Origin of the sequence: Armatimonas rosea (assembly GCF_014202505.1) — a bacterium.
Lineage (GTDB): Bacteria > Armatimonadota > Armatimonadia > Armatimonadales > Armatimonadaceae > Armatimonas > Armatimonas rosea.
Genome location: NZ_JACHGW010000007.1, coordinates 167,140 through 192,612 on the forward strand (window position 1 = coordinate 167,140; position 25,473 = coordinate 192,612).

At 64.4% G+C, this 25,473-nt stretch carries 25 protein-coding genes, 3 tRNA genes and 1 other RNA gene; 15 read left to right on the forward strand and 14 right to left on the reverse strand.

All coding sequences use genetic code 11. The features are described from left to right. The first annotated feature begins 5 nt into the window (after positions 1 to 5). The gene (locus HNQ39_RS26910; RefSeq protein ID WP_184203694.1) at positions 6 to 1,043 is read left to right on the forward strand and encodes an aldo/keto reductase; all 1,038 of its coding nucleotides are present in this window, start codon (positions 6 to 8) and stop codon (positions 1,041 to 1,043) included. Between the two features lie 20 nt (positions 1,044 to 1,063). On the opposite strand, the gene HNQ39_RS26915 is transcribed toward HNQ39_RS26910, so the two are convergent. Together HNQ39_RS26915 and HNQ39_RS26920 are read right to left on the reverse strand one after the other, a co-directional pair. Further along, a tRNA-Lys gene (locus tag HNQ39_RS26915) sits at positions 1,064 to 1,136 on the reverse strand. A 16-nt stretch (positions 1,137 to 1,152) separates the two neighbouring features. Further along, positions 1,153 to 1,227 (reverse strand) — tRNA-Thr (locus HNQ39_RS26920). 195 nt (positions 1,228 to 1,422) lie between these two features. Here HNQ39_RS26920 and tsaE point away from each other — a divergent pair. Genes tsaE through HNQ39_RS26945 form a run of 5 tightly spaced genes read left to right on the forward strand, consistent with a single transcriptional unit; the run spans position 1,423 to position 7,929 of the window. After that, positions 1,423 to 1,875, forward strand: a complete 453-nt coding sequence (gene tsaE / locus HNQ39_RS26925) for a tRNA (adenosine(37)-N6)-threonylcarbamoyltransferase complex ATPase subunit type 1 TsaE (protein ID WP_221290374.1) — start codon at positions 1,423 to 1,425, stop codon at positions 1,873 to 1,875. Positions 1,876 to 1,877: 2 nt separating this feature from the next. After that, positions 1,878 to 2,549 carry a tRNA (adenosine(37)-N6)-threonylcarbamoyltransferase complex dimerization subunit type 1 TsaB gene (gene tsaB / locus HNQ39_RS26930; RefSeq protein WP_246386259.1) on the forward strand — a complete coding sequence of 224 codons (672 nt, stop codon included), beginning with the start codon at positions 1,878 to 1,880 and terminating at the stop codon, positions 2,547 to 2,549. After that, positions 2,546 to 3,895, forward strand: a complete 1,350-nt coding sequence (selA, locus tag HNQ39_RS26935; protein ID WP_184203696.1) for an L-seryl-tRNA(Sec) selenium transferase — start codon at positions 2,546 to 2,548, stop codon at positions 3,893 to 3,895. Before tsaB ends, selA begins: the two co-directional genes overlap by 4 nt. Before the next feature lie 11 nt (positions 3,896 to 3,906). After that, positions 3,907 to 4,680, forward strand: a complete 774-nt coding sequence (locus HNQ39_RS26940; RefSeq protein WP_184203697.1) for an MBL fold metallo-hydrolase — start codon at positions 3,907 to 3,909, stop codon at positions 4,678 to 4,680. Between the two features lie 45 nt (positions 4,681 to 4,725). Continuing rightward, positions 4,726 to 7,929 (forward strand): S41 family peptidase, encoded by a 3,204-nt coding sequence (locus HNQ39_RS26945; RefSeq protein ID WP_184203698.1) that lies wholly within the window; start codon positions 4,726 to 4,728, stop codon positions 7,927 to 7,929. 39 nt (positions 7,930 to 7,968) lie between these two features. Here HNQ39_RS26945 and rnpB read toward each other — a convergent pair. From rnpB to HNQ39_RS26960, 3 genes are all read right to left on the reverse strand, one after another. Continuing rightward, positions 7,969 to 8,340, reverse strand: an RNA gene (gene rnpB / locus HNQ39_RS26950) — RNase P RNA component class A. A gap of 45 nt (positions 8,341 to 8,385) precedes the next feature. Beyond that, positions 8,386 to 9,213, reverse strand: a complete 828-nt coding sequence (locus tag HNQ39_RS26955; protein ID WP_184203699.1) for an MBL fold metallo-hydrolase — start codon at positions 9,211 to 9,213, stop codon at positions 8,386 to 8,388. Then, complete coding sequence (locus tag HNQ39_RS26960) at positions 9,210 to 9,983, reverse strand: sugar phosphate isomerase/epimerase family protein (protein ID WP_184203700.1); 774 nt, start codon at positions 9,981 to 9,983, stop codon at positions 9,210 to 9,212. Before HNQ39_RS26960 ends, HNQ39_RS26955 begins: the two co-directional genes overlap by 4 nt. Before the next feature lie 177 nt (positions 9,984 to 10,160). Here HNQ39_RS26960 and HNQ39_RS26965 point away from each other — a divergent pair, with 177 nt between their 5' ends. Then, positions 10,161 to 10,919: a phytanoyl-CoA dioxygenase family protein gene (locus tag HNQ39_RS26965; RefSeq protein ID WP_184203701.1), complete on the forward strand. Its 759-nt coding sequence runs from the start codon at positions 10,161 to 10,163 to the stop codon at positions 10,917 to 10,919. 5 nt (positions 10,920 to 10,924) lie between these two features. Next, positions 10,925 to 11,434, forward strand: a complete 510-nt coding sequence (locus tag HNQ39_RS26970; protein WP_184203702.1) for an NUDIX domain-containing protein — start codon at positions 10,925 to 10,927, stop codon at positions 11,432 to 11,434. Here HNQ39_RS26970 and HNQ39_RS26975 read toward each other — a convergent pair. The 3 genes from HNQ39_RS26975 to HNQ39_RS26985 all read right to left on the reverse strand — a co-directional run bounded on the left by HNQ39_RS26975 (position 11,415) and on the right by HNQ39_RS26985 (position 14,127). After that, on the reverse strand, positions 11,415 to 11,855 hold the full coding sequence (locus tag HNQ39_RS26975) for a hypothetical protein (protein ID WP_184203703.1): 441 nt from the start codon (positions 11,853 to 11,855) through the stop codon (positions 11,415 to 11,417). The genes HNQ39_RS26970 and HNQ39_RS26975 overlap by 20 nt on opposite strands. A 65-nt stretch (positions 11,856 to 11,920) precedes the next feature. Further along, positions 11,921 to 13,615 (reverse strand): anti-sigma factor, encoded by a 1,695-nt coding sequence (locus tag HNQ39_RS26980; RefSeq protein ID WP_184203704.1) that lies wholly within the window; start codon positions 13,613 to 13,615, stop codon positions 11,921 to 11,923. Next, positions 13,612 to 14,127, reverse strand: a complete 516-nt coding sequence (locus tag HNQ39_RS26985) for an RNA polymerase sigma factor (protein WP_184203705.1) — start codon at positions 14,125 to 14,127, stop codon at positions 13,612 to 13,614. Before HNQ39_RS26985 ends, HNQ39_RS26980 begins: the two co-directional genes overlap by 4 nt. Before the next feature lie 61 nt (positions 14,128 to 14,188). Between HNQ39_RS26985 and HNQ39_RS26990 the strand changes: the two genes are divergently transcribed. Further along, positions 14,189 to 15,454 carry a (Fe-S)-binding protein gene (locus tag HNQ39_RS26990; protein ID WP_184203706.1) on the forward strand — a complete coding sequence of 422 codons (1,266 nt, stop codon included), beginning with the start codon at positions 14,189 to 14,191 and terminating at the stop codon, positions 15,452 to 15,454. Here the strand turns inward: HNQ39_RS26990 and HNQ39_RS26995 are convergent. Beyond that, positions 15,451 to 15,741, reverse strand: coding sequence for a hypothetical protein (locus tag HNQ39_RS26995; RefSeq protein WP_184203707.1), 291 nt, complete (start codon positions 15,739 to 15,741; stop codon positions 15,451 to 15,453). The genes HNQ39_RS26990 and HNQ39_RS26995 overlap by 4 nt on opposite strands. Before the next feature lie 104 nt (positions 15,742 to 15,845). Between HNQ39_RS26995 and HNQ39_RS27000 the strand changes: the two genes are divergently transcribed. Further along, positions 15,846 to 15,917: transfer RNA gene (locus HNQ39_RS27000), tRNA-Cys, on the forward strand. 37 nt (positions 15,918 to 15,954) lie between these two features. Here the strand turns inward: HNQ39_RS27000 and HNQ39_RS27005 are convergent. From HNQ39_RS27005 to HNQ39_RS27020, 4 genes are all read right to left on the reverse strand, one after another. Continuing rightward, positions 15,955 to 16,401, reverse strand: a complete 447-nt coding sequence (locus HNQ39_RS27005; protein WP_184203708.1) for a hypothetical protein — start codon at positions 16,399 to 16,401, stop codon at positions 15,955 to 15,957. A gap of 81 nt (positions 16,402 to 16,482) precedes the next feature. Then, complete coding sequence (locus HNQ39_RS27010; protein WP_184203709.1) at positions 16,483 to 16,968, reverse strand: DinB family protein; 486 nt, start codon at positions 16,966 to 16,968, stop codon at positions 16,483 to 16,485. Between the two features lie 21 nt (positions 16,969 to 16,989). Further along, positions 16,990 to 17,910 carry an aldo/keto reductase gene (locus HNQ39_RS27015; RefSeq protein ID WP_184203710.1) on the reverse strand — a complete coding sequence of 307 codons (921 nt, stop codon included), beginning with the start codon at positions 17,908 to 17,910 and terminating at the stop codon, positions 16,990 to 16,992. Positions 17,911 to 17,920: 10 nt separating this feature from the next. Then, the gene (locus HNQ39_RS27020) at positions 17,921 to 18,472 is read right to left on the reverse strand and encodes a GNAT family N-acetyltransferase (protein ID WP_184203711.1); all 552 of its coding nucleotides are present in this window, start codon (positions 18,470 to 18,472) and stop codon (positions 17,921 to 17,923) included. A 33-nt stretch (positions 18,473 to 18,505) separates the two neighbouring features. Between HNQ39_RS27020 and HNQ39_RS27025 the strand changes: the two genes are divergently transcribed. Further along, the gene (locus tag HNQ39_RS27025; protein ID WP_184203712.1) at positions 18,506 to 18,994 is read left to right on the forward strand and encodes a hypothetical protein; all 489 of its coding nucleotides are present in this window, start codon (positions 18,506 to 18,508) and stop codon (positions 18,992 to 18,994) included. On the opposite strand, the gene HNQ39_RS27030 is transcribed toward HNQ39_RS27025, so the two are convergent. Further along, positions 18,977 to 19,462 carry an outer membrane protein assembly factor BamB family protein gene (locus HNQ39_RS27030; protein WP_184203713.1) on the reverse strand — a complete coding sequence of 162 codons (486 nt, stop codon included), beginning with the start codon at positions 19,460 to 19,462 and terminating at the stop codon, positions 18,977 to 18,979. The genes HNQ39_RS27025 and HNQ39_RS27030 overlap by 18 nt on opposite strands. A gap of 70 nt (positions 19,463 to 19,532) precedes the next feature. Between HNQ39_RS27030 and HNQ39_RS27035 the strand changes: the two genes are divergently transcribed. The 4 genes from HNQ39_RS27035 to yicI all read left to right on the forward strand — a co-directional run bounded on the left by HNQ39_RS27035 (position 19,533) and on the right by yicI (position 25,470). After that, entirely contained in the window at positions 19,533 to 20,393 is an 861-nt protein-coding gene (locus tag HNQ39_RS27035; RefSeq protein WP_184203714.1) for an aminoglycoside phosphotransferase family protein, read from the forward strand. Positions 20,394 to 20,432: 39 nt separating this feature from the next. After that, positions 20,433 to 21,281 (forward strand): sugar phosphate isomerase/epimerase family protein, encoded by an 849-nt coding sequence (locus HNQ39_RS27040; protein ID WP_221290382.1) that lies wholly within the window; start codon positions 20,433 to 20,435, stop codon positions 21,279 to 21,281. A 183-nt stretch (positions 21,282 to 21,464) separates the two neighbouring features. Further along, positions 21,465 to 23,045: a GH39 family glycosyl hydrolase gene (locus tag HNQ39_RS27045; RefSeq protein ID WP_184203716.1), complete on the forward strand. Its 1,581-nt coding sequence runs from the start codon at positions 21,465 to 21,467 to the stop codon at positions 23,043 to 23,045. A 220-nt stretch (positions 23,046 to 23,265) separates the two neighbouring features. Next, positions 23,266 to 25,470 (forward strand): alpha-xylosidase, encoded by a 2,205-nt coding sequence (yicI, locus tag HNQ39_RS27050; RefSeq protein ID WP_184203717.1) that lies wholly within the window; start codon positions 23,266 to 23,268, stop codon positions 25,468 to 25,470. Positions 25,471 to 25,473: the final 3 nt, after the last annotated feature.

Genomic DNA, 25,473 nt, shown 5'->3' on the forward strand with positions numbered 1-25,473 from the left:
CAAGCATGATCAAGACCGTTTCTCTGGGGCGCTCCGGGCTGAAGGTGAGCAACCTCTGCTTGGGCTGTATGAACTTTGGCGAGTCCACGAGCGAGGAGGACTCACTGACGATCCTACGCACGGCGGTCGAGGCGGGCGTGACTTTCTGGGATACTGCCGATGTCTACGGCGCGGGCCGGAGCGAGGAGATCCTGGGAAAAGCCTTCCAAGCCTACGGGGTTCGGGAGCAGGTGGTCTTGGCGACCAAGGTGAATGGGGCGATGGGACCCGGTGCCAACGACAAGGGGCTCTCCCGGTGCCACCTGCGCCTTGGGGTCGAGGCGAGCCTGCGCCGCCTCCAGACCGACTGGATCGATCTCTACCAGCTCCACCGCTACGACCCCACCGTCCCCCTCGATGAGACAATCGAGACGCTGGACACGCTGGTCAAAGAGGGAAAGATTCGCTACTGGGGCACGAGCACGTTTGCAAGCTGGCAGCTGGCCGAGGCCCAGTGGCGCGCCGACTTCCATCACCGGATCGCCCCGGTCTGTGAGCAGGCCCCCTACAATATCCTGGACCGTCGCCTGGAGAACGACCGGGCGGGCTATCTCCAGCACGCCGGCTGGGGGCTGATTGTCTGGTCGCCGCTGGCGGGCGGACAGCTCACGGGGAAGTACGGAGCGATCTCTCCAACCACGCTTCCCACAGGCTCGCGCATCGCCCGCAATGCCATGTGGCGCCAGCGCACGAATCGCAGTGCGTCCGAGGTCGCTATGGCCTTTGTCGAACTGGCCCGTGAGCACGGCCACGATCCGGCGGTCGCCGCGGTCGCTTGGACCCTGGTAAACCCGCTGGTCACCGCCCCGATTGTCGGGCCACGTACCCTGGAGCAGCTCACGAGTCTCCTGCCCGCCGCGTCTCTGGCTCTCGACGAGACCTTTCTCTCTGCTGTTGATGCACTCGTCCCACCAGGAACCGCGGTCGCCGACTTCCTCAACAACGCGGGCTGGCAGGTGGGGCGTCTGCCAGGCCTCGACAACGACCGCACTGGGACCGCGTAACAAACGGAAACGAGAAACAGTGGGCGCGGCGGGATTCGAACCCGCTGCCTGACGCTTAAAAGGCGCCTGCTCATCCGCTTAAGCTTCACACCCAAACTCTAAAAACACAAGCCCTGGGTCGGATTCGAACCGACGAACCTTTCGCTTACAAGGCGACCGCTCTGACCAGCTGAGCTACCAGGGCAAAAAAACAGCGGCTCTCCCGAACCTGTCGAGAGAGCCGCCGCGAGCAGCGAAACAGACAAAGCTGTTAGACGCGAAGCGGAGCCTTCCCTCGGCGCGTGGTGCGCCGGGTTTTTCGGGTGGTTGTCCGTTTCACGATCATGCCTTCTCTATCGCAGGGCGGCGATTCTTTGCTAAAGAGGCTACAATAGCCCCCGTGGAACGTGCGGAATTTTTGGTGGACTCCCTGGAGGGCACCGACACGGCGGCGCGCTGGTTGGCGGCGCGCCTGGAGGCCGGTGCGCTGGTCTGCCTCTCGGGCGACTTGGGCGCGGGTAAGACCACCTTTACGCGCGCGCTCGTGGCGGCCCTGGGCTCCCCGGCGCGGGTGTCGTCGCCGACCTTTACGCTGGTGCATGAGTACGATGGGGGGCGCTACCCCGTGGTCCACATGGATGCCTACCGGCTGAGTAGTGGTGCCGAGTGGGAGGCAGCGGGGCTGGCGGAGTACCTGGAGGGCAAGAATGTCGTCCTGGTGGAGTGGCCGGAGCAGATCGCCGATGCCCTCCCGGAGCCCGCCTGGCGCGTAACGCTCACAGAGACGGGACCAGAGTCTCGCACCATCCTAATTTCTCCCCCAAACATGGGGGCTGGGGGGCTTAATTCGTGAAGATGCTTGCGCTGGACACGTCCGGCGATACCTGCTCGGTGGCGGTGGTGGAGGGGCAAGAGCTCCTCGTGGAGATCAACTTTCGGCACAATCGTCAGCTCACCGAGCGCCTGCCGGGGATTGTCACATTCGCACTGGAGCAGGCGGGGACGACCCTGGAGGAGCTGGATGCTTTTGCGGTCGGGCTGGGGCCGGGGAGCTTCACGGGTGTTCGGGTCGGGGTGACCATGGCCAAGACCTGGGCCGAGGTGCTCGGCAAGCGCGTCATTGGGGTCAGTAGCCTCGATGCCCTGGCCCGCACGGTCTCGGGGGCGGGGATAGCGGTTGTTGCTGTGGTGCCGTCGCGCAAGGACGAAGTGATCGCGGCGTTCTACAAGCCCGACCGGCCCAATCCCATCGCCGAGCCGGATGTGATGCCGACAAGCGAGGTTATCGCCAAGGCGGTCGAGGCTCTGGGCGAGCCGCGCTTGCTGGTCTTGGGCGAGTGCGCCCACTGGATCAGCCCCAGCCCGCTGGCCGTGATCCGCGCCGCCTCGCCGCGTGCCTTTCAGGTCGCACGCCTGGGGCAGGCACGCCTGCGTGTCCACGGCCCCGACGATCCCGCGACCCTGGCACCGCTCTATATCGCGCCCCCGCCGATTCGCACTAAGCCCGGCGCGGAGGCCCCTGCGTGACCGACGAGCAGCGCCAGCAGCTCCGTGCTCTGCCCCAAGTGGAGCGTGTGAGCGCCGAACCCGAGCTCGCGCAGGTGCCGGTCGCGCTACGGCTGGCCTGCATCCGCCAAGCCCTCCACGAGATTCGGGAGGAGATCTTGCTGGGGAGGCCCGCCACGAGCGTGATGGAGCGAACGCTGGCGCTGGCCTCTCGCGCTCCCAAGGTGCGTGGCGCGGTGAATGCCACCGGAATTCTCCTGCACACCAACCTGGGCCGTGCGACCCTGGCACCTGCCGCAGTCGCGGCGGTCGCGGCGGTTGCTCAGCAACACGCAACTCTGGAAGTGGACGACGAGAGCGGGGGGCGGGGAGACCGACAGGCGGGCTGTGCGGCGCTCTTGCGGGAGCTGACCGGCGCGGACGATGCCATCGTGGTCAATAACAACGCCGCCGCGACCGTGCTCGCCCTCACCGCGCTGGCATCCGGAAAGGACGTGATCCTCTCCCGCAGCGAGCTGGTGGAGATTGGGGGGCACTTTCGCCTTCCCGACGTCATTGTCCAGTCCGGGGCGCGGCTGGTCGAGGTCGGGACCACTAACCGTACCCGAGTCGGCGACTACACCCGCGCCCTCACCGAGAACACGGGGATGCTCCTACGCTGCCACCCCAGCAACTTTCGTGTCGTCGGCTTCACGGAGTCGGCGAGCCTGGAGGAGCTGGTCGCTCTGAGCCGCCAGGCCGCCGTCCCCTTCGGCGACGATATCGGCTCCGGTGCGCTCGTGGACTTCGCCCCGTTTGGCCTCACCGACGAGCCCCAGGTGCAGAAGAGTATCGCGGCGGGGGCGGATCTGGTCTGGTTCTCGGGCGATAAGCTCCTGGGCGGGCCGCAAGCGGGGATTCTGGTAGGGCGCGCGGACCTGATCGCGGTCTGCAAGAAACACCCACTCATGCGTGCCCTGCGCCCCGATAAATTAACGCTCGCCGCGCTGGAGGCTACCCTGCGGATCTACCGCGACGGTACGCATTGGGAGGAGATTCCCATCCTGCGCCGCATCCAGCGCGATCCCGGCGAGATCTCCCGCCGCTGCCGTACTGTCGCCCGCAAGCTCAAGCGGCTCGGCTACGATACCACGACCGAGGCGACTTTCTCGCAAGTCGGTGGGGGCTCGCTCCCGGACCGCCAGCTTCCCTCGCACGCGGTCGCGGTTCGTGCCGCCAACCTGCCCGCCCTCGCCCGCCAGCTCCGCCACGCTGCCACTCCCGTCTATGGCCGCATCGAGCGCGACCGGCTCCTGCTCGACCTACGCGCCGTGGACCCCGACGAAGAAGCCGCGCTGGTACGGGCCTTTGAGGGACAGAGTACATGAGGCCGGGGGAGATGGTCGTCACTTTTTTGGGCACGGGGACGTCCACAGGCGTTCCCTTGCTTGCCTGCGACTGCCCGGTCTGCCTCTCCACCGACCCGCGCGACAAGCGCACGCGCCCCGCGCTCACCGTGCAGGGGCCGGAGGGGACGATCCTGGTCGATGCGGGGCCGGACCTGCGTACCCAGTGCCTCGCCCAGCGCGTCCGGCGGGTCGATGCCTGCCTCCTCACGCACCCCCACGCCGACCATCTCTTCGGCCTCGATGACCTGCGGCAGTTCAACTTCCAGTACGGCATTCGCATCCCGATCTACAGCACCCCCGAGACCCTTGCCCATGTCCGCCGGGTCTACGACTACTGCTTCACTACGACCCAAGAGGGCGGCGGCAAGCCACAGCTGGATTTAGTGGAGTGGGAGCCGTTCACCCCCGTGACGATCTGTGGGGTCGAGGTGCTCCCGCTCTGGCACTGGCACGGAAACCTGCGGGTCACGAGCCTGGTCTTCAATGGGGTCTTCGCCTATGTCACCGATGTCTCGGCCATCCCCGACGAGACCCGGCCGTACTTGCAGGACCGAGAGACGCTGGTGCTGGGAACGGTCCGCTACGAGCCGCACCCGACCCACTTTCACTTCGCGCAAGCCCTCGACGAAGCCAAGGCGCTGGGGGCGCGGCAGACCTACCTGACGCACCTGTCGCACTACTTCGGCCACGAGAGCGTGTCCCAAGAGCTCCCCGAGAATATCGCACTTGCCTACGATGGGCTCCGCTTGACGTTTTCCCCGTGACGTAACGGGCACGGTACCTTTAGTGATTAAGGTACAATGCCTCTCATGAAACGTATCCCCTTTGTCGCGCTGGCGGCACTGGCGCTCGCTCCCGCGAGCCTTGCGCAGTCCAGCGTCTCCTTTCCCCGCTACCCGGCCCTCTCCCCCGACGGCAAGACACTGGTGTTTTCCTACCAAGGCGACCTCTGGAGCGCCCCGACCGAGGGTGGTGCCCCCGCGCGACGCCTGACCAGCCACCCGGCCTACGACGGGCGGCCTCAGTTCTCGCCCGATGGGAAAGAAATTGCGTTTCAGTCGCTCCGCTACGGCCGCAACGAGGTCTTCACCATGCCCGCAACCGGCGGACCCGCACGGCGCCTGACCAACTACGCCGGCGGCGACACCCTCCAGGGCTGGGCGGCAGGCGGCAAGAAGGTGCTGGTCGGCTCGGTGCGGGAGCTGAACCGACGTGGGGTCTCGCTCTACCTGGTCAACGACTCCGACAAGCCAGGGCGGCCCAAGCCACTCTTGGGGCTGACGAGTGTGATCGGTGGCCAGCTCTCGCCCGATGGCACGAAGCTGGTCTTCGCCCGTGGTGCCACCGACTGGCCGCGCATTGGCTACCGAGGGAGCGCCAACGCGGATATCTGGACCTACGACCTCGCGACCAAGGAGTTCAAGCAGCTCACGGAGTTCGACGGACAAGACCTCTGGCCGCTCTGGCTCCCCGATAGCAAGGGCGTTGTCTTTGTCTCGGAGCGGGACGGCACCTACAACCTCTACAAGATGAGCGCCTCGGGGGGCAAGTCTACCCAGCTCACGAAGTATGTTGGGGATGGTGTCCGCTTCCCCAGTGTCTCCGCCGACGGAACCCGAGTCGCCTTTGAGGTGGGGGACCGGATCGAGACCGTGAGCCTGACCGGAGGCACTGCGCCAAAGGCCGTGCCCCTCGCGGTGGGGGCCGATGACAAGAGCAACCCGATTGAGAGCCTGACCCTGAGCAGCGGGGCCAGCGAGGTCGCGCCCAGCAGCGATGGGGAGCAGGTGGCCTTTGCGGTGCGCGGCGATGTCTTTGCCGCTCCGGCTACCGGAGGCAAGGCGATCCGCCTGACCGATGCCCCCCAGCGTGAGGGCGATGTCGCCTGGTCCCCCGATGGCAAGACCTTGGTCTACGCGAAGGACGGGGACTTCTACGCCATCACGAGCACGGACCCCGATGAGCCCAAGCTAAGCAAGTCGCTCAAGCGGACGAGCACCCGGCTCACCACCGGGGGGCAGCCCAAGAGCAGCCCGCACTTCTCGCCCGATGGTAAGAAGCTGGCCTATATCCACGGTAAAGGCGAGCTGGTGGTCGCCGATGCCGATGGCAAGAACGCCAAGGTGGTGGCCAAGGCGCTCAATCTCCAGGAGCTAAACTGGTCGCCGGATAGCAAGTGGCTGACCTACTCCGCTGAGGACGAAGAGTTCAACAACGAGGTCTTTGTTATCGCGCTGGCCGGGGGCAAGCCGATCAATGTCAGCCGACACCCCCGCAATGACTATGCACCGTCGTTCTCCCCAGATGGCAGCAAGCTGGTCTGGATGAGCGAGCGCTCCGAGCGGCAGTTTGATATCTTCTGGGTCTACCTGAAGAAAGAGGACGACGAGCGCACGGGAGAGGGCTGGCAACGGCTAAAGGAGAAGAAAAAGCCCGCCGCCCCCGCAGTTGGGGGAGCTTCCCCCACGAGTGGGGGCCAGGGGGCGACAGTCACGGTGGACGCCGACGGGATCCATGAGCGGGTGCGCCGGCTGACCAACACCCCCATCAATGAGACCGGCCCAGTCGTCACCTCTGGCGGCGAGGGCGTGACTCTGGTCGCCTTCTCCGCTGGCCCCGAGCTCCAGCTCGCGACAATCGCTGATGGTGCGCCCGCCTCGGCTCCGCCCCGCCGCCTGGCCGCGGGGGGGAGCGCCCTGACCTGGGCAAAGGGGACACTATTCTACCTGGCGCAGGGGGGGACGATCGCCGCCGCCTCGCCGGCAGGGCCTGGAGAGGCACGCCCGGTACCGTTCCGCGCCAAGCTCACCTACGACAAGCGCGAGCTCCAGAAAGCGGTCTTTGAAGAGGCATGGGAGGTGCTCCACCAGGTCTTCTACGATCCCAACTTCCATGGTGCGGACTGGAACGCCCTGCGTGAGAAGTACCGCCCGATCGCCGCTGCGGCGTCGGACCCCATGGACTTCTACGACGTGATCCGCCTGCTCATGGGGCACCTGAACGCGTCGCACATTGGGATCACGCCGGGGATTATCTCCGACGGCGGCGCGACCCCGATTCCGACTGGACTGCTGGGAGTGATCTGGGACGAGAGCTACACCGGCCCGGGCCTCAAGATCGCACGGACTCTGAAGGGTAGCCCCGCCGAGCGTGCGGAGTCGCGGCTGGTCGCCGGTGAGATTGTCACCGCAATTGGTGGTGTCACGCTGGATGCCGACAGTAACCCCGATGAGCTCCTCGCCGACACCGTGGGGGAGAAACTCCCGCTGACCGTCAAGGGAGCCGATGGTAAGGATCGCGAGGTGCTGATCGTCCCGACATCGACACAGGCGCTGAGTGCGATTCTCTACGACGAGTGGACCGCGAGCCGCCAGGAGCTGACGCACAAGCTCAGCGACGGCAAGCTGGCCTACCTACATATCCAGGGGATGGACAAGCTCAGCCAGGACAAGTTCGAGGGCGGGCTCTTTGCGGAGGGCTACGGCCGCGATGCGCTCCTGATCGATGTGCGCGACAACGGCGGCGGCTCGACCGCGGACTACCTGCTGACGATGCTGACCCAGCCACGGCATGCCTTCACGATCGGCCGCGACGGTGCCCCGGGCTACCCGACCGACCGCTTGCCCTACTATCCCTGGCGCAAGCCGGCGGGCCTGCTGATCAATGAGAACAGCTACTCCAACGCCGAGATCTTTGCCCATGCCTTCAAGCAGCTCGACCGCGGCCCGATCTTCGGGGTTCCCACCTTCGGGGCCGTGATCTCCACAGGCGCTGCCTCGCTACAAGACGGCTCCACGATCCGCACCCCCGGCCGGGGCTGGTGGCGCATCACCGATGGAGTCAACGAGGAGCACACCGCCGCGGAGCCCGATGTGCGTGTGACGATCAGCCCCGCCGATGAGCTCGCGGGCCGCGATCCACAGCTAGAGGCCGCCGTGAAGGCGATGCTGGGCAAGGCAAAGCCGGTCAAGCTCCCCGAGCCCAAGCCGGCACGACTGAGCACCAAGAAGTAGAAAAAAGTCCCTCTCCGCCGAAGCGGAGGGGGACTTCTCTTTGAGAGTGGGCCTATAAGCCGGGTTCTGTGTTTGTGTGGTCATCTCTCTGGGACGCCCGTTACCGTGCGCCTCATGCGGTCTACCGGGAGGCTCGGCGAGCCGCGTCAGCACCTCCCTTGACCTTGCTTCGAGTGGGGTTTGCCGGGCCGGTACGTCACCGCACCGCCGGTGCGCTCTTACCACACCATTTCACCCTTGCCGCCCCCTCCCAAACTCCCCCGCGAGCGGGGGCTGGGGGGGGGCAGGCGGTATCTTTCTGTTGCACTTTCCGTCGGGTCACCCCGCCAGGCCGTTAGCCTGCACCCTGCCCTATGAAGCCCGGACTTTCCTCAGGAAGCTCACGCCCCCTGCGACCACCCGTCCCACTCCAGCGGCTATTCTATCACCTTGCCCCCTAGCCCCCACTTGTGGGGGTCAGGGGGCCGCAAAGCTCTCGCGCTCACCGGCCCTAAGCACCGTGTAGGGCTGGCCGATTGCCTCACTGGTCTGGATGAACCGCTCGGGTGACTCGGTGTTGAAGGCGAAGAGCTCGTAGTGGCCGGGGATCGCGCACTTGGCCCCGATTGCCTTAGCGAGCCGCGCCGCCTCGTCGCCCCAGAGGTTGCCGGAGACGCGGCGCTCGGGGAGGCGGCCATTGATCGGGAGAAAAGCAATATCGACCTTGTAGGGCCGCAGAAGCGCCTCCATGCCATCGTAGGGAATCGTGTCGCCGCTGTGGTAGAGAGTCCAGGGACCAAGCTGGACGATAAAGCCCGCATAGCAGGGGAGGAGCTCTTCGTGTGCGGCAGGGACGGCGGTGAGGCGGATATCGCCGACGGTCGTGCTCGTACCAATCGCCAGCCCGACCACGGGAGCGCTCTCGCCGAGGCGATTCGTGGCAAACGGGAGATTCTCGGCGGGGACAACGAGCCGCGTGCTCGGGTTGCTGGCAAAGAGCGGCAGGAGAGTCTGCGCATCCAAGTGGTCGGTGTGGTTGTGGCTACTGGTAACGGCGGTGATTCCCGTCAGGCGCTCTGGCGCGACCACGCGCTCTGTCATGCGCGTGTGGGGCTTGTCCGTCGCGGCGTACTTCTCGGTGAGAGAGTCCGAGAGGTAGGGATCGAGCAGGAGGCGCGTGCCGTTGTAGGCGACCAGGTAGCCGCTCTGCCCAAGCCACCAGACATGGAGAGTGTCTGGCTGGCTCTTGGTTGCCGCCTCGACATCCGCGAGAAAGGCATCGTCTTGCAGGACGGGCTTAATCATCGGGCGGCCAGCCACTCACGGACGCCTTTGGAGTACTGCGGAAACGCAATCTCCGGGTCCGCGATCTCCGGGTGCCAGCGCTTCTCCCACTCCAGCGAGATCGCCCCGGTGTAGCCCGCGTCCAGCGCCAGCTCTAGCATCGGGAAGACCGGTACGTCACCGTCGCCTAGGAGCGTGTAGCCCTGGCCCGCGATGCCGTCTTTGATGTGGATATGCCGCAGGGTCGGGGCCAGCAGGCGGTGGGTCTCGCTGGCGGGCTCGCCCTGCCGGAACGGGTGGTGCAGGTCCCAGAGGGAGAAGACCGCCGGGTGCGCCGCCTCAGAAAGAAGCGCGGCCACGGTCTCTCCCGTGGAGAAGTCGTCGTGGGTCTCCAGCACCAGCGCCACACCGGCGTCTTGGGCGGCGTCGCCGAACGCACGCAGGTTGGTAATTGCCAGCTCGCGGCTCTCCGGGCGGCCCCCAAAGATGCGCACCAGTGGGCTCCCCAGCGCCTGCGCCAGCTCGCAGTGGCTCTTGACATGATCGAGGTTCCCCTGCGCCACGACCCCCGACGACGACACGCAGCAGACACTCAGGCCGGCCTCGGTGAAGCGGCGCGCGGTCTCGTGGCGGTTTTCGGGCAGAAAGGGAGCGGCAGTGGGCAGGTCCATGCTGTCCAGATAGCCCCGGAGCTCGATGGCATCGTAGCCGAATGCGACAGCGTTGTGGAGGAGTGTCTCCAGGTCCCAGGCTGGGCAGCCCAGGGTGGAGAACGCAAGCGGATTGTTCATGGGAGCATTTTACCCGTTAAGATCGCCTCCGTTGGAGGGAGGCGTCAACGAGCGTCGCAGGCTCCGCTGGGAAGGGCTTCGCCCATTCGAGAGTCTATGGCCGAAGGCCTTTGCAGCGCGAAGCGCTCGTTGACGCCCCGCTCCAACCGGGGCGATCTTAACGGGTAAAATACTCCCATGAACGAGCAAGAGAAGTATTTCTTCGATCTATGGGGATTTATTGTCGTCAAACAGGCACTGACGCCCGAGCACGTCGCAGCCCTCAATGCCCTGGTGGACACCAAGCTGGTCGAGGAGAGCGCTACCGAGAAGACAAGCCATCGGTTTGGTCGGGTGCTGGAGTGGGGGACGGAGACACGCGAGACCATCGCCAACCCGCGCATCGTGCCCTATCTCCATGATCTCATCGGCCCTCGTCCGCGCCTGGACCACGACTATCTCGATGTGATCCTCAAGCCCGGCCTTGGCCCAATTGGCGCGACCCTCCACGGCGGCGGAACCCCCTTCGATGCCGGCCAGTTCTATCGGTTCTCGGAGGGGCGGATGCACAATGGCCTGACCGTGGTCGCCTACGCGCTCAAGGACTGCCGGCCTGGCGACGGTGGCTTTGCGTGCATTCCGGGGAGCCACAAGTCCAACTACAGGACGCCGCAGGAGTGGGTCAACATGGCAGACGGTCTCGCGGAGGTGGTCCGCCCCGTGCCCTGTGAGGCGGGCGATGCCGTGATCTTCACCGAGGCACTGACCCACGGGACACTTCCCTGGAACAGCGATAACCAGCGCCGGACCCTCTTTCTCAAGTACACCGCCCCGCAGCTCGCCTGGGGTGTCCCCAGCTACGACCCCCATGCCCACCCCGACCTCCCCGACGACGCCCGCCGGATGCTCGAAGGCCCCAACGCCCGCTACCGTGGCCGCAAGGGTGGGGTAGAGTAGGGCCAATGAGCTTTCCCACCGTTTCCTGGCGCCACGAGCGCGCGACCTTTGTCCCCCGGCCGTCGCAGGGGGCACCGGCCCACGCGGCGCTAGTCTTTCCGTTCTACGGCGACAAGCTGGTGCTGGCGGAGATTCCCGGGCGCGGCTGGTGCATCCCCAGCGGACGGCTAGAGCCCGGCGAGACCCCGGAGCAGGCGGCGGAGCGTGAGGCGTTTGAGGAGGCCGGGGTCACGGTCGGGCGGCTGGTCTGCCTGGGACACTTTGTCCTCACCGACACGGAGACCGGCTCCATCCGCCACGCCCCGACCTTTATCGCCGATGTGCAGGGCCTCGCCGACCTCCCCGACGGCAGCGAGTCCACGGGGCGGCTCCTGGCGAACCTGGAGGACATCTCGGGCCTCTACTACGCCTGGGACGAGCTCCTCGCCGCGGTCTTTGAAGAGGCCGCGGAGGCGCGGGAGAGCCTGCTCTCGCCGGGGCTGACCCTGGCAGAGTTCACTCGCACCGACGACTAAGCTGGCGTGCGGCGCACACATGCTTGCAGACTCCCGCGCTCTGGTAGCGGGGGCACTGGCAGTGAAAGCGCTCGCCGCCGTCGTGGGTGACCAGGTAGGCGCGGCCACTCTTGGGGTTGTAGCAGGCGCGGACACTCGGTCCAAACACGGTCGCGGACCAGATAAACGCCGCTCCCTCGGTGTGTGCCTTCTTCTCCTCGTTCTTCTGAAGCGCCTGCTCCATCGCTGCCTGAGCGCGGGCGCTGCTGGGTAGCCAGCACACCAGCTTGCGGCGGCTCCGGGGCACGGCCTGCACCCAGGCCTCTAAAATAGTTGGCAAGCGGTTCATCGCCTGTGCCATCTTCTCGGCGTCCTCGGGCTCCAAGAGCTCTGGGCGACGGCGGGCGAGCAGGCCATCGCGAAACACGGCGACCGTGGGCATTTTGTGTGATCTCCTTCTCTCAAACTCTGCCCAGACACTCCGCCGCGCGTTGCGAATCCGGAACGCTAGCGCCGCCGTGTCAGGCCCATAAACAGCCCAACCGCGAGCCCCAAAAAGACTGGGCTGAGGAGCCCAGTCCAGTGTGTCTGGTGCGAGAAGACGATGGATTGGTCGGGGTGTCGCGCGATCTCCGCCTTCAGGTTCAGGAGTTTGAGCGCAGGGGAGTTCACGATATTCTGCATCCAGCGTTCCGTCAGCGTGATGGCGGCGCGCCTCTCCTTCGCCTGCGTCAGAATTTGTAAGTAATTCCCACTGACGCTAATAAGATTGCTTGAAGTCGTCGTGTACACAAGCTCGCGTGGCAAGGCTGCATTGGCTAGCGTTTGCACCGTTTCCTTACTCAAGTGTGAGCCGGGGATACCCATTGTTCCCAAGACGGTAGCATGGGGCTCTTGTGCCTTTGTGACGCCGACAGCAACTAACCCGACCATTCCCCCCGCCACGATACAACCCACCAAGCCGCCGGGGATCATGCCTCCAAGCCACATCAGCGCGACCAGAATCCCACCAATCGCGAGGCCGTAGAGCGAAAAGCTCAGGTACTGCGGGATGCGCCGGGTTATGTCGGTGGGAGGAGAATACCTGGAAGTGTGGATGAATCCATGAACTACTTTTGCGTGTGGAAACGCCTTTGAAATCGCCTCCTGCCAGGCACGGAGCGACACACTCGCGCTCTCTGAGGTCAAGTAGCCGTTGTTATTAAGAACTGCATCAAACTGATTCTTCGAATCCGTAAATTTTTGGTCCTCAATCCCATGGAAACTGTTTATATGAACCATATAAAGCATTTCTTTAGGTCGAAGTGCATTGAGAGTTTCGGAGAGCACCGATTGATCTTTGCGACTCAATCGCTGTGGTTCGCTCAACGTAAGCTGAAGGTGAGCACTTGCCCCAATGGTCTGCGTATGGACTTGGGGACGGTTTTGTGCGTCGGAGTAGCCCCCGATAAGTCCCCCCACAAGCGCACCGATCACCGGGAGAACATAGGCCACGGGGACAGTGCGTGCCAGCCAGATGCAACCGGCAAGGGCCGCGCCACTGAGCAAGCCGACCAGCATGCCAAGGCCGAGCAAGTAAAAGAGACTCTGCTGGGCAAACGATGGCACCACTTTCGGGGGGGTCAGCGGCCAGACAAGGCACTGCTTCTCCTTGAGGGCCTTTGACTCCAGAATGCGCTCCCGCCACTCGCCGAGCTCTTTTTCAGCAAGCTGGGGATCGCCCTCTTGGACAACCAGTTCGACAGGGTTGCAGGCTTCCTGTCCGATGGACGCGCGGTCCAGGTTTCCGTGCCCACCACCCGGTCCAAGGTCCCTCATTTCGTGGATCTCCGTGGTGCTCATGCTGGGGGAGGGCAGCTTATAGGCGAGGTACTGGCTGGCGGTGGAGGTCTGGCCAAAAGTATGGAGGCCAAGCGCCAAGACCGTGCCAAGCGCCATCCCGACCACGGGCAGGGCTCGGAGCGCCCGGTTTATCGTGGTGTTCTGCGGGACGAGGCGCGGCGTGGGAATCTGTTGCGTGAGCGCGAGACCGGGAGTTTCGGTTGTCAGCGACAGCAGGCTTTGGCTGAGGGTCTTCAGCTCTTTGACACTCGCCTGGCAGGTGGTGCAGGTCTTGACATGCCGCTCGGTACGCCAGCGGGCGAGGCCGTCTAGGCGGCCGTTTACCAGCAACACGAGGCGGTCTTCGGGGCAGTTTTTCATGGTTTCTCCTCTATATCAAACTCGGTTAGGATCGTGCGGAGCCGCTTACTCGCCTCGGAGACGCGCCACTTGATGGTCCCCTCGGGCTCCCCCAGCGCGTCGGCGGCCTCACGGTAGGTCAGGCCACGGACCAGCACCAGCAAGATCGCCGCCTGCTGGGAGTCCGAGAGCTGGGCGAGCGCCTGCTCCAGAACGACGCGCTGGGTGACACTCTGGTCCGTGCGCTCCTCCGACGGTGGGTCGAGGGCGAGCGGGACAGACTTGGGCCGGGGCCGGCGCTGACGGTCTCGCCAGCGGCGTACCGCGATCCCAGCAAGCCAGGCGCGTACGGGAACCCGCCCGGAGAACTTCGCTTGACCCTGGAAGGCGGCGACAAAGGTCTCCTGGGTCAGGTCCTCGGCCTCGGAGCGGTCGCCGTGGGTGAGGCGGATCAGCAGGCCAAGAATCTCGCCGCCAAAGCGCTCGAAGAGGCAGGCGAGGGGATCGGGGGGCGGCGGGCCGGGTTTTCGCATCTTGCCTATTATGTAGCGCGCTTCTCCCGAATCGTTGGGTGGGGAGGTACAATAGCCCCAGATGAAGGAAGCAGATGTTGAAAAAGGGCTGCTAAGCTGCGTCCACTGTGGGTTCTGCCTGGACGCCTGCCCGACCTATCGTGAGACTGGCGACGAGGCCGATAGCCCGCGCGGGCGGCTCGTTCTGATGCGCAATGTGCTGGAGGGGAAGCTCCCCATGGTCGGTGAAGAGGCCACCCAGCCGGGCGGTGTGGGCTACCACCTCGACCGCTGCCTGGGCTGCCGTGGCTGCGAGACCGCGTGCCCGTCGGCAGTGCCCTACGGCCACCTCCTAGAGCACTTCCGGGACCTGCAAGAGCACACGGTCTCCCGCTCCACCGGCGAGCGGGTCTTGCGCGAGGGGCTCCTGATGCTCCTGACCGACCCCAAGAAGATGAAGCTCGCGCTCAAAGCGGGGCGGCTGACAGGTGGCAAGATCCCCGCCTTCGCGTCGAAGTTTGTGGGCCTCCCCGCCGACACCCAGCTCCCGCTCCCCGACGATCTGGAGAAGGCATCGGCGGCGCTCCCGGCGCTCATCCGGGCTAAGGGCGAGAAGCGGGGAAAAGTAGCACTGCTCACCGGCTGCGTGATGAGCGTACTCTACAGCCCGGTCCATAGAGCCACCGCGAACCTGCTGGCGGCCAATGGCCTCGATGTCCATGTCCCCCAGAACCAGAGCTGCTGTGGTGCGCTCCACGGCCACCAGGGCAAGCTGGAAGGGGCCAAAGAGCTGGCCAAGAAGATGGTCGCCGCCTTTGAGAACACCGACTACGATGCCATTATCCTCAACTCTGCGGGCTGTGGCTCGTTTCTCAAGGACTACGGGCACCTGCTCAAAGACGATTCCCAGTGGGCGGATCGGGCGGCGGCGTTCGCGGCGAAGATAAAAGATGTCACCGAGTACCTGGTGGAGATCGGCCCCCGGGAGATGACCCGCTGGATCACGCTCAAGATCACCTACCACGATGCCTGCCACCTCAAGCACGGGCAGAAGATCGGCGAGGCACCGCGCACGCTCCTCAAGAGCATTCCGGGGATTGAGTACGTGGAGTGCCGCGATGCCGACCAGTGCTGCGGGAGCGCGGGGGTCTACAACTACCTACAGCCTGCGCTGGCGGCGGAGTTTCAGAAGAAGAAGGTGGAGAATCTGCTCGCAACAGGGGCGGAGCTCATCCTCACCGGCAACCCGGGCTGCCTCGCCTGGATCGAACAAGGGCTCCCCGACGGTGCCCAAGCGCCTAAGATTCAGCATCCCGTTGAGCTCCTTGCCCGTGCCTACGGCGACTAGAACGGCCCATGGTAGGGGGTCTGGAGCTCCTCGGCGGCGAGCAGCAGCGCGGTCGCACAGAGGATGATCAGGCCGAAGGTAAAGACCCAGGTCAAGGGCTGCCGGTTCAGCCCCACCGGGGGATAGACCCACCAGAGCCAGAAGCCCACGCTTAGTACGGCACAGACAATAGTCACCCAGGGGCCGAGCATCACGAAGGAGATCCACGGAAGGAGCACGGCAAAGGTGAAGATGAACCAGCGCATCGCCTCACCGGTTCGTGCACTAAATTCTCGAGCATCACGCATAACATTAGCGCTTTAGGCAATACCCATGCCAGAGGCAATACTATGGGAAATTCCACTCTCCGTCTTGCCAGCCTGCGCTTGGCATGGTAGACTTCCCTGCACATGGCGCCGTGCCCAAGTGGTAAGGGAGAGGTCTGCAAAACCTTTATGCATCAGTTCGATTCTGATCGGCGCCTTTAAAATCCCCCTCATCCGATAATCGCTACGATGCTGTCAACGGTCTGAGTCCTCCTGCCATCGGAGCCAGCGGCCCAAAATCAAGAAGACGGTTGCGAAAAGTAGGGAAAGCCCGGCATTTAACCAAGCTGCAAAATAAGGGTGCCCTGCCCACACGGGATTGGCAACCGCAAGTATCCCTGTAACAATCTGGAGTAGAGCGGCAAGCGTCAGCATCCAAGCCGCTACTTGCCTCTGGCGCAAGAGAGTCAGCAGGCCCGCAAGAAAGATAACAAAGCCACCGGTCGCTGAGATGAGGGAGGAGGCCAGGATGTAAGGCGTCAGGGCACCGTGATCTTTTGTAAGACGCAGACCTGCAATATGGAAAAAGCACCAGATCCCTCCTAGTTGCAAGAGAGTGAAGGCGACAATGGACTTGTGGTCGACTTTTTGGGTCTCTGGGGTGGTATCGGTAGCTGAGATTCGCTTTTGTTGGACAGGCATAGATCACGTTTGGGGATAGTGCAGAATCGCCCTCGCTCTATGGTTTCGAGCGAGGGCGATCTTGGGTGTCAGGGAGGACCGCTAGGCGGGGAAGCCGGGGGCGCACTTGATCTGGTAGGCCTGGCCGTGGTGGTAGCCGGGGTGGAAGGCGAAGCGTGCCAGGGCACCGCGGCCTGTGATGATCGGGCCAAGGGCGCTCTTGATCTCTTTCTGGAGGAGCTCGTCGGAGGGCGCGTAGATCACGTCCTTGACCATCGCGGCGGCGGTGGAGAGTGCCTCGCTGACCGTGGCGGGGGTGAGCTCTTCGGGGGCGAACGGGAAGGGGTTGTCGTTGACGACACCCTCCGTGGCGGACTGCGCGATGCGTGTGAGTGCGTCGGGGACCGGCGTCCCATGGAGCTGGCTGAGGAACCAGATCTCGACACCCGCGACATGGATCGCCATCTCGCCGATGGTCAGCGCGCCCGGGTAGAGGCGAAAGTTGAGCTGCTCCTGAGTCAGGCTCAGCACTTCTTGGTCGAATCGTCCACGGGAGAGCTCCCAGGACACGGAAAAATCACTGTTCATTGCTGTCATTCTACCGTGATCTTAGTTCCCGGAGATACTGTCCAGACCCGCAAAGACGTGCTGGAGCCGCTCGCGCAGCTCGGAGGGAATGGGTGGCCCGAGGAGCGCGCGGGCGTTGGCTTCGAGGTGCGCGGGGTTGCCCGTCCCTGAGAGTACGACATCGATCCCCGGCTCGTCGCGGCAGAACTGGTAGGCAAGCTCTGTCACATCGCCTGGGGGGAGGATTGTCAAGGCCTCGCTGGGAAGCTGGCCGCTGGCGACGAGCTCTCCGAGGAGGGAGTGAAGGGCCTCGGGGTTGCTCAGGACACGGCGCACCGCGAACATGCAGAGGGTTCCGATCTGCTTTGCCTGTGTCGCGGTGAGGACTCGCTCCCGCGCGGATTGGTTGAGAATATTGAAGCCCACCATCACGACCTCCCAGCAGTTGTCGGCGTTGACAGCGGGGCCGAGCATGGCGTGCTGTGGATCGGGGCCAAACGCCTCCGTGATCCCGAGAAAGCGAATCTTGCCTTCGTCGCGCAGCTCCAAGAGCGCCGGGACCAGCTCACTCTGGCAGTAGGCGTACTCGTCGGCCTTGACCCCATGGAGGTGGAGAATATCCAGGTAGTCGGTCTGGAGGCGCTCTAGACAGCCCTCGGCGCGGGCCTTGAGCTCGGCAGGCGTGGTGAAGTGGTCGTCGGTGCGGGCGGAGAGCTTGGTCGAGAGCACGACACTCTCCCGTGGGGTCTTTGCCAGTGCTAGCGCCTTCCCCACGGCGGTCTCGGTCTTGTAGCTCTCCGCGGTGTCGATAAAGTTGATCCCCAGCTCTAGCGCCTTGTGCACCACCGAGATCGCATTGGCTTCGTCCTTGCCCGTCGCCAGCCCCAGCCGGCTGTGCCCCCCGCAGCCGAGTCCCATACGGCTCACGGTGAGGCCGGTCTTGCCTAGTGTGGTTGTGTTCATCCCGGTTAGTCTACCCGTTTGTGGGACGTTGGCGACCCAGGAGCGTGCTCTCCAAGAGGCCCCCTGCGCCATCGAGGTCGTGCTGGTGCCAGGTGCTCTCGCGCTGGAAGCCGAGGCGCTCGAGCATCTGGATCGAGCGGACATTGGCGGTCCGTGTCGTGGCGTAGACCCAGTGAAGTGCCAGAGAGTCAAACCCATACTCCACCACAGCCCCAACCGCCTCCTGCCCGAGCCCCTGGCCCCAGTGCTCCTTTGCCAGCCCGTAGCCCAGCTCTGCCTGACGCTTGGCTCTATCCCAGTCCCAGAGCGCCACCACGCCGATCACCTGGTTGCTCGCGCGCAGCGCAACGCCCCAGCCCAAGAAGGTCTGTGTGGGGCGAATCGCCCGTATGTCGTCGATAAAGGCCAGTGCTTCGTCGCGCGAGGTCATCGGGGATTCGTCGTACTGTTGCACCACTGGGTCGCTCCGAAAGGCGAAGACATCGTCGGCATCCGCGCGGGTGAGCTCCCGGAGGACGAGGCGCTTGGTGGTCAGGGTGGGAAAGGGAGGGAGATCGCTCATCACCCTTGGTATCGGTTAAAATAGCCTCGAACCATGAAAAAAATACTCGGTCTCGTCCTGGCACTCGTGGGGCTCGCGGGCTGTCGCTCCAAAACCGCGCCGCCCGCGTCGCTTGTCCTGCCTGCCCCCGATTCCCAGGGCGTCTACCACCTGACCGCCGAGGCGCTCTTTGGCCTGTACGAGACCGATGGCAAGGAGGCGGATCGGCTGCTACGTGGCAAGCCTGCTGTCGTGACGGGCTGGGTCGAGCGGGAGCACTCCGCTGTTGAGATCGACAAGGAGGCTGCCAAGAGAGGGGAGCGACCTAGGCCCGATCTGTTTCTGCATGTCCCGCACACATCGAACGGGTTCTATATCCCGGTGGGGGGCGTGATCTGCACCTTCCCAGAGAGCGCCCGCGACACCCTTCGAGCCACGCTGAAGAAGCTCGACCGCTACGCAACCGTCCAGGTACGAGGGATCGTCGATGGCAAGCTGGGCTCGGTCTTTCTCAAGGACTGCACGCTAGAGCGAGGTGCCTGATTTCGTCTGCTGCTCGTTGCCGGTGCGACGATCGATGGTGACCTGGCTGATCTCCTCGTGGGGCGTGGGATCGGGATAGGGGAAGCGGCGCTCTAAGACGACGGTGGTCTTGGTGACCTGTTTCAGCTCTCCGACCACATCCCACAGACGCTTTCCCGTGGCGCTATCGACGGCATTGGTACGGCAGTGAAGGTAGGCGCCACTCGCCCAGAAACAAACAAAGGCGAGCTCTCCCGAGAGAACTGCCTGCTTACTAGGCGAGTGTCTGTCGGGGAGCCGGAAGCGCCAGAGCTGTCTTCCGTGCTTCGCATCCAGGCAGATGAGCCCGTCGCTGACTGTCACAAACACGCGGTCGCTGGCTAGCTCCGCTCCGATCACGGTCGCCGGTAGAAACGACTTTTTCCAGCCCGCTCTCCCCGCCGCGTTGCTTAGCTGAATACCTTCTTTTCGAACCTGAAGCTTTTGCATCTCTCTGTGCCTTCCTCCTAGCACTTACGGCAACGGAGCGGGGCGGGGTTCCCAACCGGTAAAATGGGCCATGCAACGAACGCTCCCGACGCGGCTGGTCGCGACCTGCCAGCACAACCCCGCTTGGATCGCGTGGCTTGATGCGCTCCCCGAAGTTTTGAGTGCGCTAGAGGCTCGCTGGGAAGTGAGCCTAGGAGAGCCCTTCGACGGCCCGAACGTGAGCTGCTCTTGGGTGGCGCCGGCGATGCGCGCCGATGGCTCCACGGCGATCTTCAAGCTGGGGATACCGGCGATGGAGGGCCGCGATGAGCTAGCCGGACTGCGATTCTGGGCGGGTGAGCCGACCGTGCGGATTCTGGACGGCGACGATGCCTCGGGGGCATTTCTGATGGAGCGCTGTGAGCCGGGGACGCTCCTCAAGACCCTCCCCGAGCCCGAGCAAGATGTGATTTTGACCGGGATGCTCCAGCGGCTCTGGCGCAAACCAGACGCGTCACACCCCTTCCGCCCGCTCTCGGAAATGCTGGCGTTCTGGGGCGATGAGACCCGCGCCGACGAGGCACGCTGGCCCGACCCTGGCTTGGTACGCGCGGGCTTGGCGCTCTTTGAGGAGCTCACGCTTCCGAGCGCCGACGATGTCTTGCTCGCCACCGACCTGCACGCCAGCAATATTCTTGCGGCCCAGCGCGAGCCGTGGCTGGTGATCGACCCCAAGCCGTTTGTGGGAGACCGCACCTACGATGCCACCCAGCACCTCCTGCATAACTGCACCGAGCGGCTGCGTGCCCACCCGGATGCGACCATCAAGCGCCTCGCCGAGCTCGCCGACCTCGATCCTGCACGCCTTCAACTCTGGCTCTTTGCCCGCGCCGCCGCCGAGTCCCGCGACGATTGGAGCGATCTCTCCCTCGCCCAACTGCTCGCTCCCTAAAGGGCGGCGAAGGCGTGGAAATGCTCTATAATGCGAGGCATGGAAATGACAAAACAGACACGGCGGTCGTTTTTGGGTCTCTCAGCGGCGACCGCCCTCTCGCTGGTCGCGCCGCCCGCTCAGGCGAAGAAGAAGCTCCCTGTCGGGCTGGAGCTCTACTCGGTGCGCGATCTGCTCGCCAAGGACCTGATGGGCACGGTGCGCGCGGTCGCGGCGCAGGGCTACGAGGTCGTGGAGTTCTACTCGCCCTACCAGAGCTGGACCCCGGAGTACGCCAAGGACGTCCGCAAGCTTTTGGATGAGCTCAAGATCAAGTGCCTCTCGACCCACAACAGCCGCTCCGCGCTCACGGGCGACGGCCTGAAAAAGGCGATCGAGCTCAACCAGATTATCGGCTCCAAGACCATTGTCACGGCGAGCCCCGGACGCGTCCAGACCCAGGACGACTGGAAGAAGCTCGCCGATGAGCTGACGGCGGCATCACAAGCGCTCAAGCCGCTGAAGATGCGTGTCGGCTACCACAACCACCAGACCGAGTTCCGCGAGACCGATGGCTTCCGCCCGATTCAGTTTCTGGCCAAGAACACGCCCAAAGATGTCACACTCCAGTTCGATGTGGGGACGTGTGTGGAAGTAGGCTACGATCCTATCGCCTGGGTCAATGAGAACCCCGGCCGTATCCGCTCGATGCACCTTAAGGACTGGGGCAAGACCGAGGGCTACAAGGTTCTCTTCGGCGAGGGCGACACCCCCTGGAAGCCCCTTCTGGAGGCCGCCGAGCGCAAGGGCGGGGTCGAGTATGTCCTGATCGAGCAAGAAGGCAGCCGGTTTCCGTCACTGGAGACCAGCCAGAAGTGCCTGGAGAGCTACCGAAAACTCCGCGGGTAAACCCATTTTGCCCGAGGAACGAGTCCTCGGGCTTAAGAGGGCTACGGCTGCCTTCGCTGCCAACATATACGAGACGCAGCCAACAGAATCTATTGGGCACGCAGGTGCCCGTTGCCCTTTTAAGCCCGGACACTCGTTGTCCGGGCGACTACGTTGCCCGGGCCTGCAAGAACTACCAAAACCATGAACGTGACGATCACCGTAGACGCGGCTAAGAAACTTGGCCCCCTCAAGCCGATCTGGCGCTTTTTTGGGGCGGATGAGCCCAACTACGCCTACATGAAGGACGGCAAGAAGCTGCTCAAAGAGCTGGGCAAGCTGGGCAAGCCGCAGGTCTACTTCCGGGCCCATAGCCTGCTCTGCACCGGCGACGGCACCCCCGCGCTGAAGTGGGGGAGCACCAACGCCTACACCGAGGACGCGCAAGGCAACCCGGTCTACGACTGGACGATTGTGGATCGTATCTTCGATGCGTATCTGAAAAACGGGGTGAGACCCTATGTCCAGATCGGGTTCATGCCCAAGGCGCTCTCGGTGAAGCCCGAGCCCTACCAGCACGCCTGGACCCCCAAAGCCAAGTACGACGAGATCTACACCGGCTGGGCCTACCCGCCCAAGGACTGGGATAAGTGGGGGGAGCTGGTCTACCAGTGGACCGCCCACTGTGTCAAGAAGTACGGCAAGGCAGAAGTCGAGAGCTGGTGGTGGGAGGTCTGGAATGAGGCCAATATCGGCTACTGGCGCGGCACGCCCGAGGAGTTTCGCAGGCTCCACACGGTTGCGATTGCCGCCGTGCGCCGAGCATTGCCCACAGCGCGTGTCGGCGGCTCAGACGTGGCGGGGGATGGGGGGCAGTTCCAGCGGGACTTCTTCACCCACTGCCTCAAGACGGGCTCCCCGCTGGACTTTGTGAGCTTCCATGCCAAGGGCGCGCCGACCTTTGTGGACGGTCATGTCCGTATGGGGATCGCGGCCCAGCTCCGCACGATCGACGCGGGCTTCAAGATTATCGCGTCGTACCCTGAGCTAAAAGACAAGCCGATTGTGATTGGGGAGTCCGACCCCGATGGCTGCGCGGCGTGCCAGGGGCCGCAGCTGGGCTACCGCAACTCGACCATGTTCTCCAGCTACACCGCCGCGGTCTTTGCGCGCAAGCACGAGCTGGCCGACCGGCATGGGGTGAACCTCACGGGCGCACTGACCTGGGCCTTCACGTTTGAGAACCAGCCGCTCTTTGCCGGTTTCCGCCAGCTTGCCACGGGGGGATTGCCGCTGCCCGTGCTCAATGTCTTTCGGATGCTCGGTAAGATGGACGGCGAGCGCCTCGCGACCCAGAGCTCCGCGGGCCTCACGTTGGATGCGATGATGCGCGATGGCGTGCGAAGCGCTTCCCCAGATATCGCCGCACAAGCCGCCCTCGCTGGCAAGAAAGCCTGGGTGCTAGTCTGGCACTACCACGACGACGAGCTCCCCGGCCCGGACGCCGAGATCGCGCTGACGCTGGAAAACCTACCCAAGGCTCGGGGCGCGGCCAAGCTGACCCACTGGCGCATCGACGAGACTCATAGCAATGTCTTCACCGCCTGGCAAAAGCTCGGCTCGCCCGCCACACCGACACCAGCGCAATATGCCCAGCTCGAAGCCGCCAGTACGCTGGAGCAGCTCGCGCCACCGGCAAGCATCACTATCGAAGCGGGCCGCGTCACGCTTCCCTTCACCCTCCCCCGTCGCGGCGTCTCGCTCTTGCAGTTGGAGTGGCGGTAGGGGCGCTTTTGGCCCAGACGGAGATCGTCGGGCTATAGGGCCTTCGGCCGCCTCCTCGTTCCTCGTCGGTACAGGCTTGTTCCGAGCGAAGCGAGGCGGCGGCGGCACGACGCCCCCGGGTACCCTTTGGGTGCGCACGTTTACCGTGCTGGCTTGCTCGATGATTTCCATCGCGGCGATAGGGGCGGAAAACTTAGTTTTTTGGCTGTAAACTAGCCGCATGAAGTTCACCGACGGTAACTGGATGATGCAGCCGGGCGTCAAGGCCCACTACCCGGCAGAGGCCTACGAGGCCGAGATTCACGGCGAGACGCTGGAGCTCTATGTCCCCACACGACACATTCGCCACCGGGGCGATACGCTGGAAGGGCCGGTGCTCACCGTGCAGCTCTCGTCGCCGCTGGACGATGTGATCCGGGTGCGGGTCGCGCACTTTACGGGTGGCCACGACGCCGGCCCGAGCTTTCCCCTGATGACGACACTGTCTGCGCCGCGCTTGAGCGCTGATGACACAACGGCGCACCTTGCGAGCGGCAAGCTCACGGCGAAGATAGATCGCAAGAACTGGAGCCTGGAGTTCTGGGCCGAGGGCAAGCTGGTCACCAAGAGCCCGGCGCGGGGGATGGGCTATGTCAAGACCGAGAACGGTGCCGTGCCGAGCTTTGTGCACGAGCAGCTCTCGCTGGGAGTTGGGGAGTGTGTCTATGGGCTGGGGGAGCGCTTCACGGGGTTTGTGAAGAACGGCCAGGTGGTCGAGATGTGGAACCAGGACGGCGGCACGGGCAGCGATCAGGCGTACAAGAATGTCCCGTTTTATCTGACCAACCGTGGCTACGGGGTCTTTGTGAACCAGCCGGAGCGGGTGAGCTTCGAGGTGGCGAGCGAGAAAGTCTCGCGGGTGCAGTTCAGTGTCCCCGGTGAGTCCCTCGAGTACTTCGTGATCTACGGCCCCACTCCCAAGGAGATTCTGGGAAAGTACACCGCGCTCACCGGCCGAGCCGCACTCCCGCCGGCCTGGACCTTTGGGCTCTGGCTGACGACCAGCTTTACGACCAGCTACGACGAAGCAACCGTCAATAGCTTCCTCGATGGCATGGCGGAGCGTGACTTGCCGCTCTCGGTGTTTCACTTCGACTGCTTCTGGATGCGCGGCTTCCGCTGGTGCGACTTTGAGTGGGACCCCGCCGTCTTCCCGGACCCCGAGGCGATGCTACAACGCCTGCACGAGCGCGGCCTGAAGGTCTGTGTCTGGATCAACTCCTATATCGCGCAGCGCTCGCCGCTCTTTGCCGAGGCGAAGGAGAAGGGCTTCCTGCTCAAGCGCACCGACGGCTCGGTGTGGCAGTGGGACCTGTGGCAGCCGGGGATGGGGATCGTGGACTTCACCAACCCCGCGGCGTGTGACTGGTTCGCGGCGCACCTGAAGCGGCTGGCGGCGATGGGGGTGGATAGCTTCAAGACCGACTTTGGCGAGCGCATCCCCACCGACGATGTCGTCTGGTTCGATGGCTCCGACCCGCAGAAGATGCACAACTTCTACCCGTATCTCTACAACAAAGTCACCTTTGACGCGTTGCAAGAGGCCAAGGGCGAGGCGGCGCTCTTTGCCCGCTCCGCCACCGCCGGCTGCCAGCAGTTTCCCGTCCACTGGGGCGGCGACTGCTTCTCCAGCTTTGAGTCCATGGCCGAGAGCCTGCGCGGCGGCCTCTCGCTTGGGCTCTCGGGCTTTGGGTTCTGGAGCCACGATATCGGCGGCTTCGAGGGCAAGCCTCCCACCGAGGTCTACAAGCGCTGGCTCGCCTTCGGGCTCTTGTCGTCGCACAGCCGCCTGCACGGGAGCTCCAGCTACCGCGTCCCGTGGCTCTTCGACGACGAAGCGGTGGATGTCTGCCGCCACTTCACCCGCCTGAAGTGCCAGCTGATGCCCTATCTCTTCCAGAAGGCAGTCGAGGCGACCCAGACCGGCCTGCCGCTGATGCGCGCGATGGTGCTGGAGTTCCCCGACGATCCCGCGTGTGAGACGCTGGACCGCCAGTACATGCTCGGAGATTCGCTACTGGTCGCGCCGGTCTTCCGCGCCGATAATGTGGTGGATTTCTACCTCCCCGATGGCACCTGGACCAACTTCTTCACCGGTGAGCAAAAGCCGGGCGGCCGCTGGTACCGCGAGACCCACGACTTCTTCTCGCTCCCGCTCTACGTCCGAGAAGGCGCCGTCCTCGCGCTCTCCGCCGATGTCACGCGCCCCGACGGCAACTGGCTCGATGGCCTCACGCTCCACGCCTACGGCCTCCACGACGGCCAGAGCGTCGCGGTCACCGTCCCCAACCACGATGGTGCCCCCGCCCTCACCGCCACTCTCACCCGTGCTGGGGAGAGCGTGACGACCAAGGGGTTTTCAGGGAGGGTTGTCTGTATAATCTAAGGG

Coding starts and splice junctions, on each gene's coding strand:
- HNQ39_RS26970 (WP_184203702.1), top strand. CDS start 10,925: ATGAGCTTTCCCACCGTTTCCTGGCGCCACGAGCGCGCGACCTTTGTC.
- HNQ39_RS27005 (WP_184203708.1), bottom strand. CDS start 16,401: ATGCCTGTCCAACAAAAGCGAATCTCAGCTACCGATACCACCCCAGAG.
- HNQ39_RS27015 (WP_184203710.1), bottom strand. CDS start 17,910: ATGAACACAACCACACTAGGCAAGACCGGCCTCACCGTGAGCCGTATG.
- HNQ39_RS26985 (WP_184203705.1), bottom strand. CDS start 14,127: ATGCGAAAACCCGGCCCGCCGCCCCCCGATCCCCTCGCCTGCCTCTTC.
- HNQ39_RS27035 (WP_184203714.1), top strand. CDS start 19,533: ATGCAACGAACGCTCCCGACGCGGCTGGTCGCGACCTGCCAGCACAAC.
- yicI (WP_184203717.1), top strand. CDS start 23,266: ATGAAGTTCACCGACGGTAACTGGATGATGCAGCCGGGCGTCAAGGCC.
- HNQ39_RS26940 (WP_184203697.1), top strand. CDS start 3,907: ATGGTCGTCACTTTTTTGGGCACGGGGACGTCCACAGGCGTTCCCTTG.
- HNQ39_RS26990 (WP_184203706.1), top strand. CDS start 14,189: ATGAAGGAAGCAGATGTTGAAAAAGGGCTGCTAAGCTGCGTCCACTGT.
- HNQ39_RS26910 (WP_184203694.1), top strand. CDS start 6: ATGATCAAGACCGTTTCTCTGGGGCGCTCCGGGCTGAAGGTGAGCAAC.
- HNQ39_RS27010 (WP_184203709.1), bottom strand. CDS start 16,968: ATGAACAGTGATTTTTCCGTGTCCTGGGAGCTCTCCCGTGGACGATTC.
- HNQ39_RS27020 (WP_184203711.1), bottom strand. CDS start 18,472: ATGAGCGATCTCCCTCCCTTTCCCACCCTGACCACCAAGCGCCTCGTC.
- HNQ39_RS27025 (WP_184203712.1), top strand. CDS start 18,506: ATGAAAAAAATACTCGGTCTCGTCCTGGCACTCGTGGGGCTCGCGGGC.
- HNQ39_RS26965 (WP_184203701.1), top strand. CDS start 10,161: ATGAACGAGCAAGAGAAGTATTTCTTCGATCTATGGGGATTTATTGTC.
- HNQ39_RS26960 (WP_184203700.1), bottom strand. CDS start 9,983: ATGAACAATCCGCTTGCGTTCTCCACCCTGGGCTGCCCAGCCTGGGAC.
- HNQ39_RS27040 (WP_221290382.1), top strand. CDS start 20,433: ATGGAAATGACAAAACAGACACGGCGGTCGTTTTTGGGTCTCTCAGCG.
- HNQ39_RS26955 (WP_184203699.1), bottom strand. CDS start 9,213: ATGATTAAGCCCGTCCTGCAAGACGATGCCTTTCTCGCGGATGTCGAG.
- HNQ39_RS26980 (WP_184203704.1), bottom strand. CDS start 13,615: ATGAAAAACTGCCCCGAAGACCGCCTCGTGTTGCTGGTAAACGGCCGC.
- HNQ39_RS27030 (WP_184203713.1), bottom strand. CDS start 19,462: ATGCAAAAGCTTCAGGTTCGAAAAGAAGGTATTCAGCTAAGCAACGCG.
- HNQ39_RS26995 (WP_184203707.1), bottom strand. CDS start 15,741: ATGCGTGATGCTCGAGAATTTAGTGCACGAACCGGTGAGGCGATGCGC.
- HNQ39_RS26945 (WP_184203698.1), top strand. CDS start 4,726: ATGAAACGTATCCCCTTTGTCGCGCTGGCGGCACTGGCGCTCGCTCCC.
- HNQ39_RS26975 (WP_184203703.1), bottom strand. CDS start 11,855: ATGCCCACGGTCGCCGTGTTTCGCGATGGCCTGCTCGCCCGCCGTCGC.
- HNQ39_RS27045 (WP_184203716.1), top strand. CDS start 21,465: ATGAACGTGACGATCACCGTAGACGCGGCTAAGAAACTTGGCCCCCTC.
- tsaB (WP_246386259.1), top strand. CDS start 1,878: ATGCTTGCGCTGGACACGTCCGGCGATACCTGCTCGGTGGCGGTGGTG.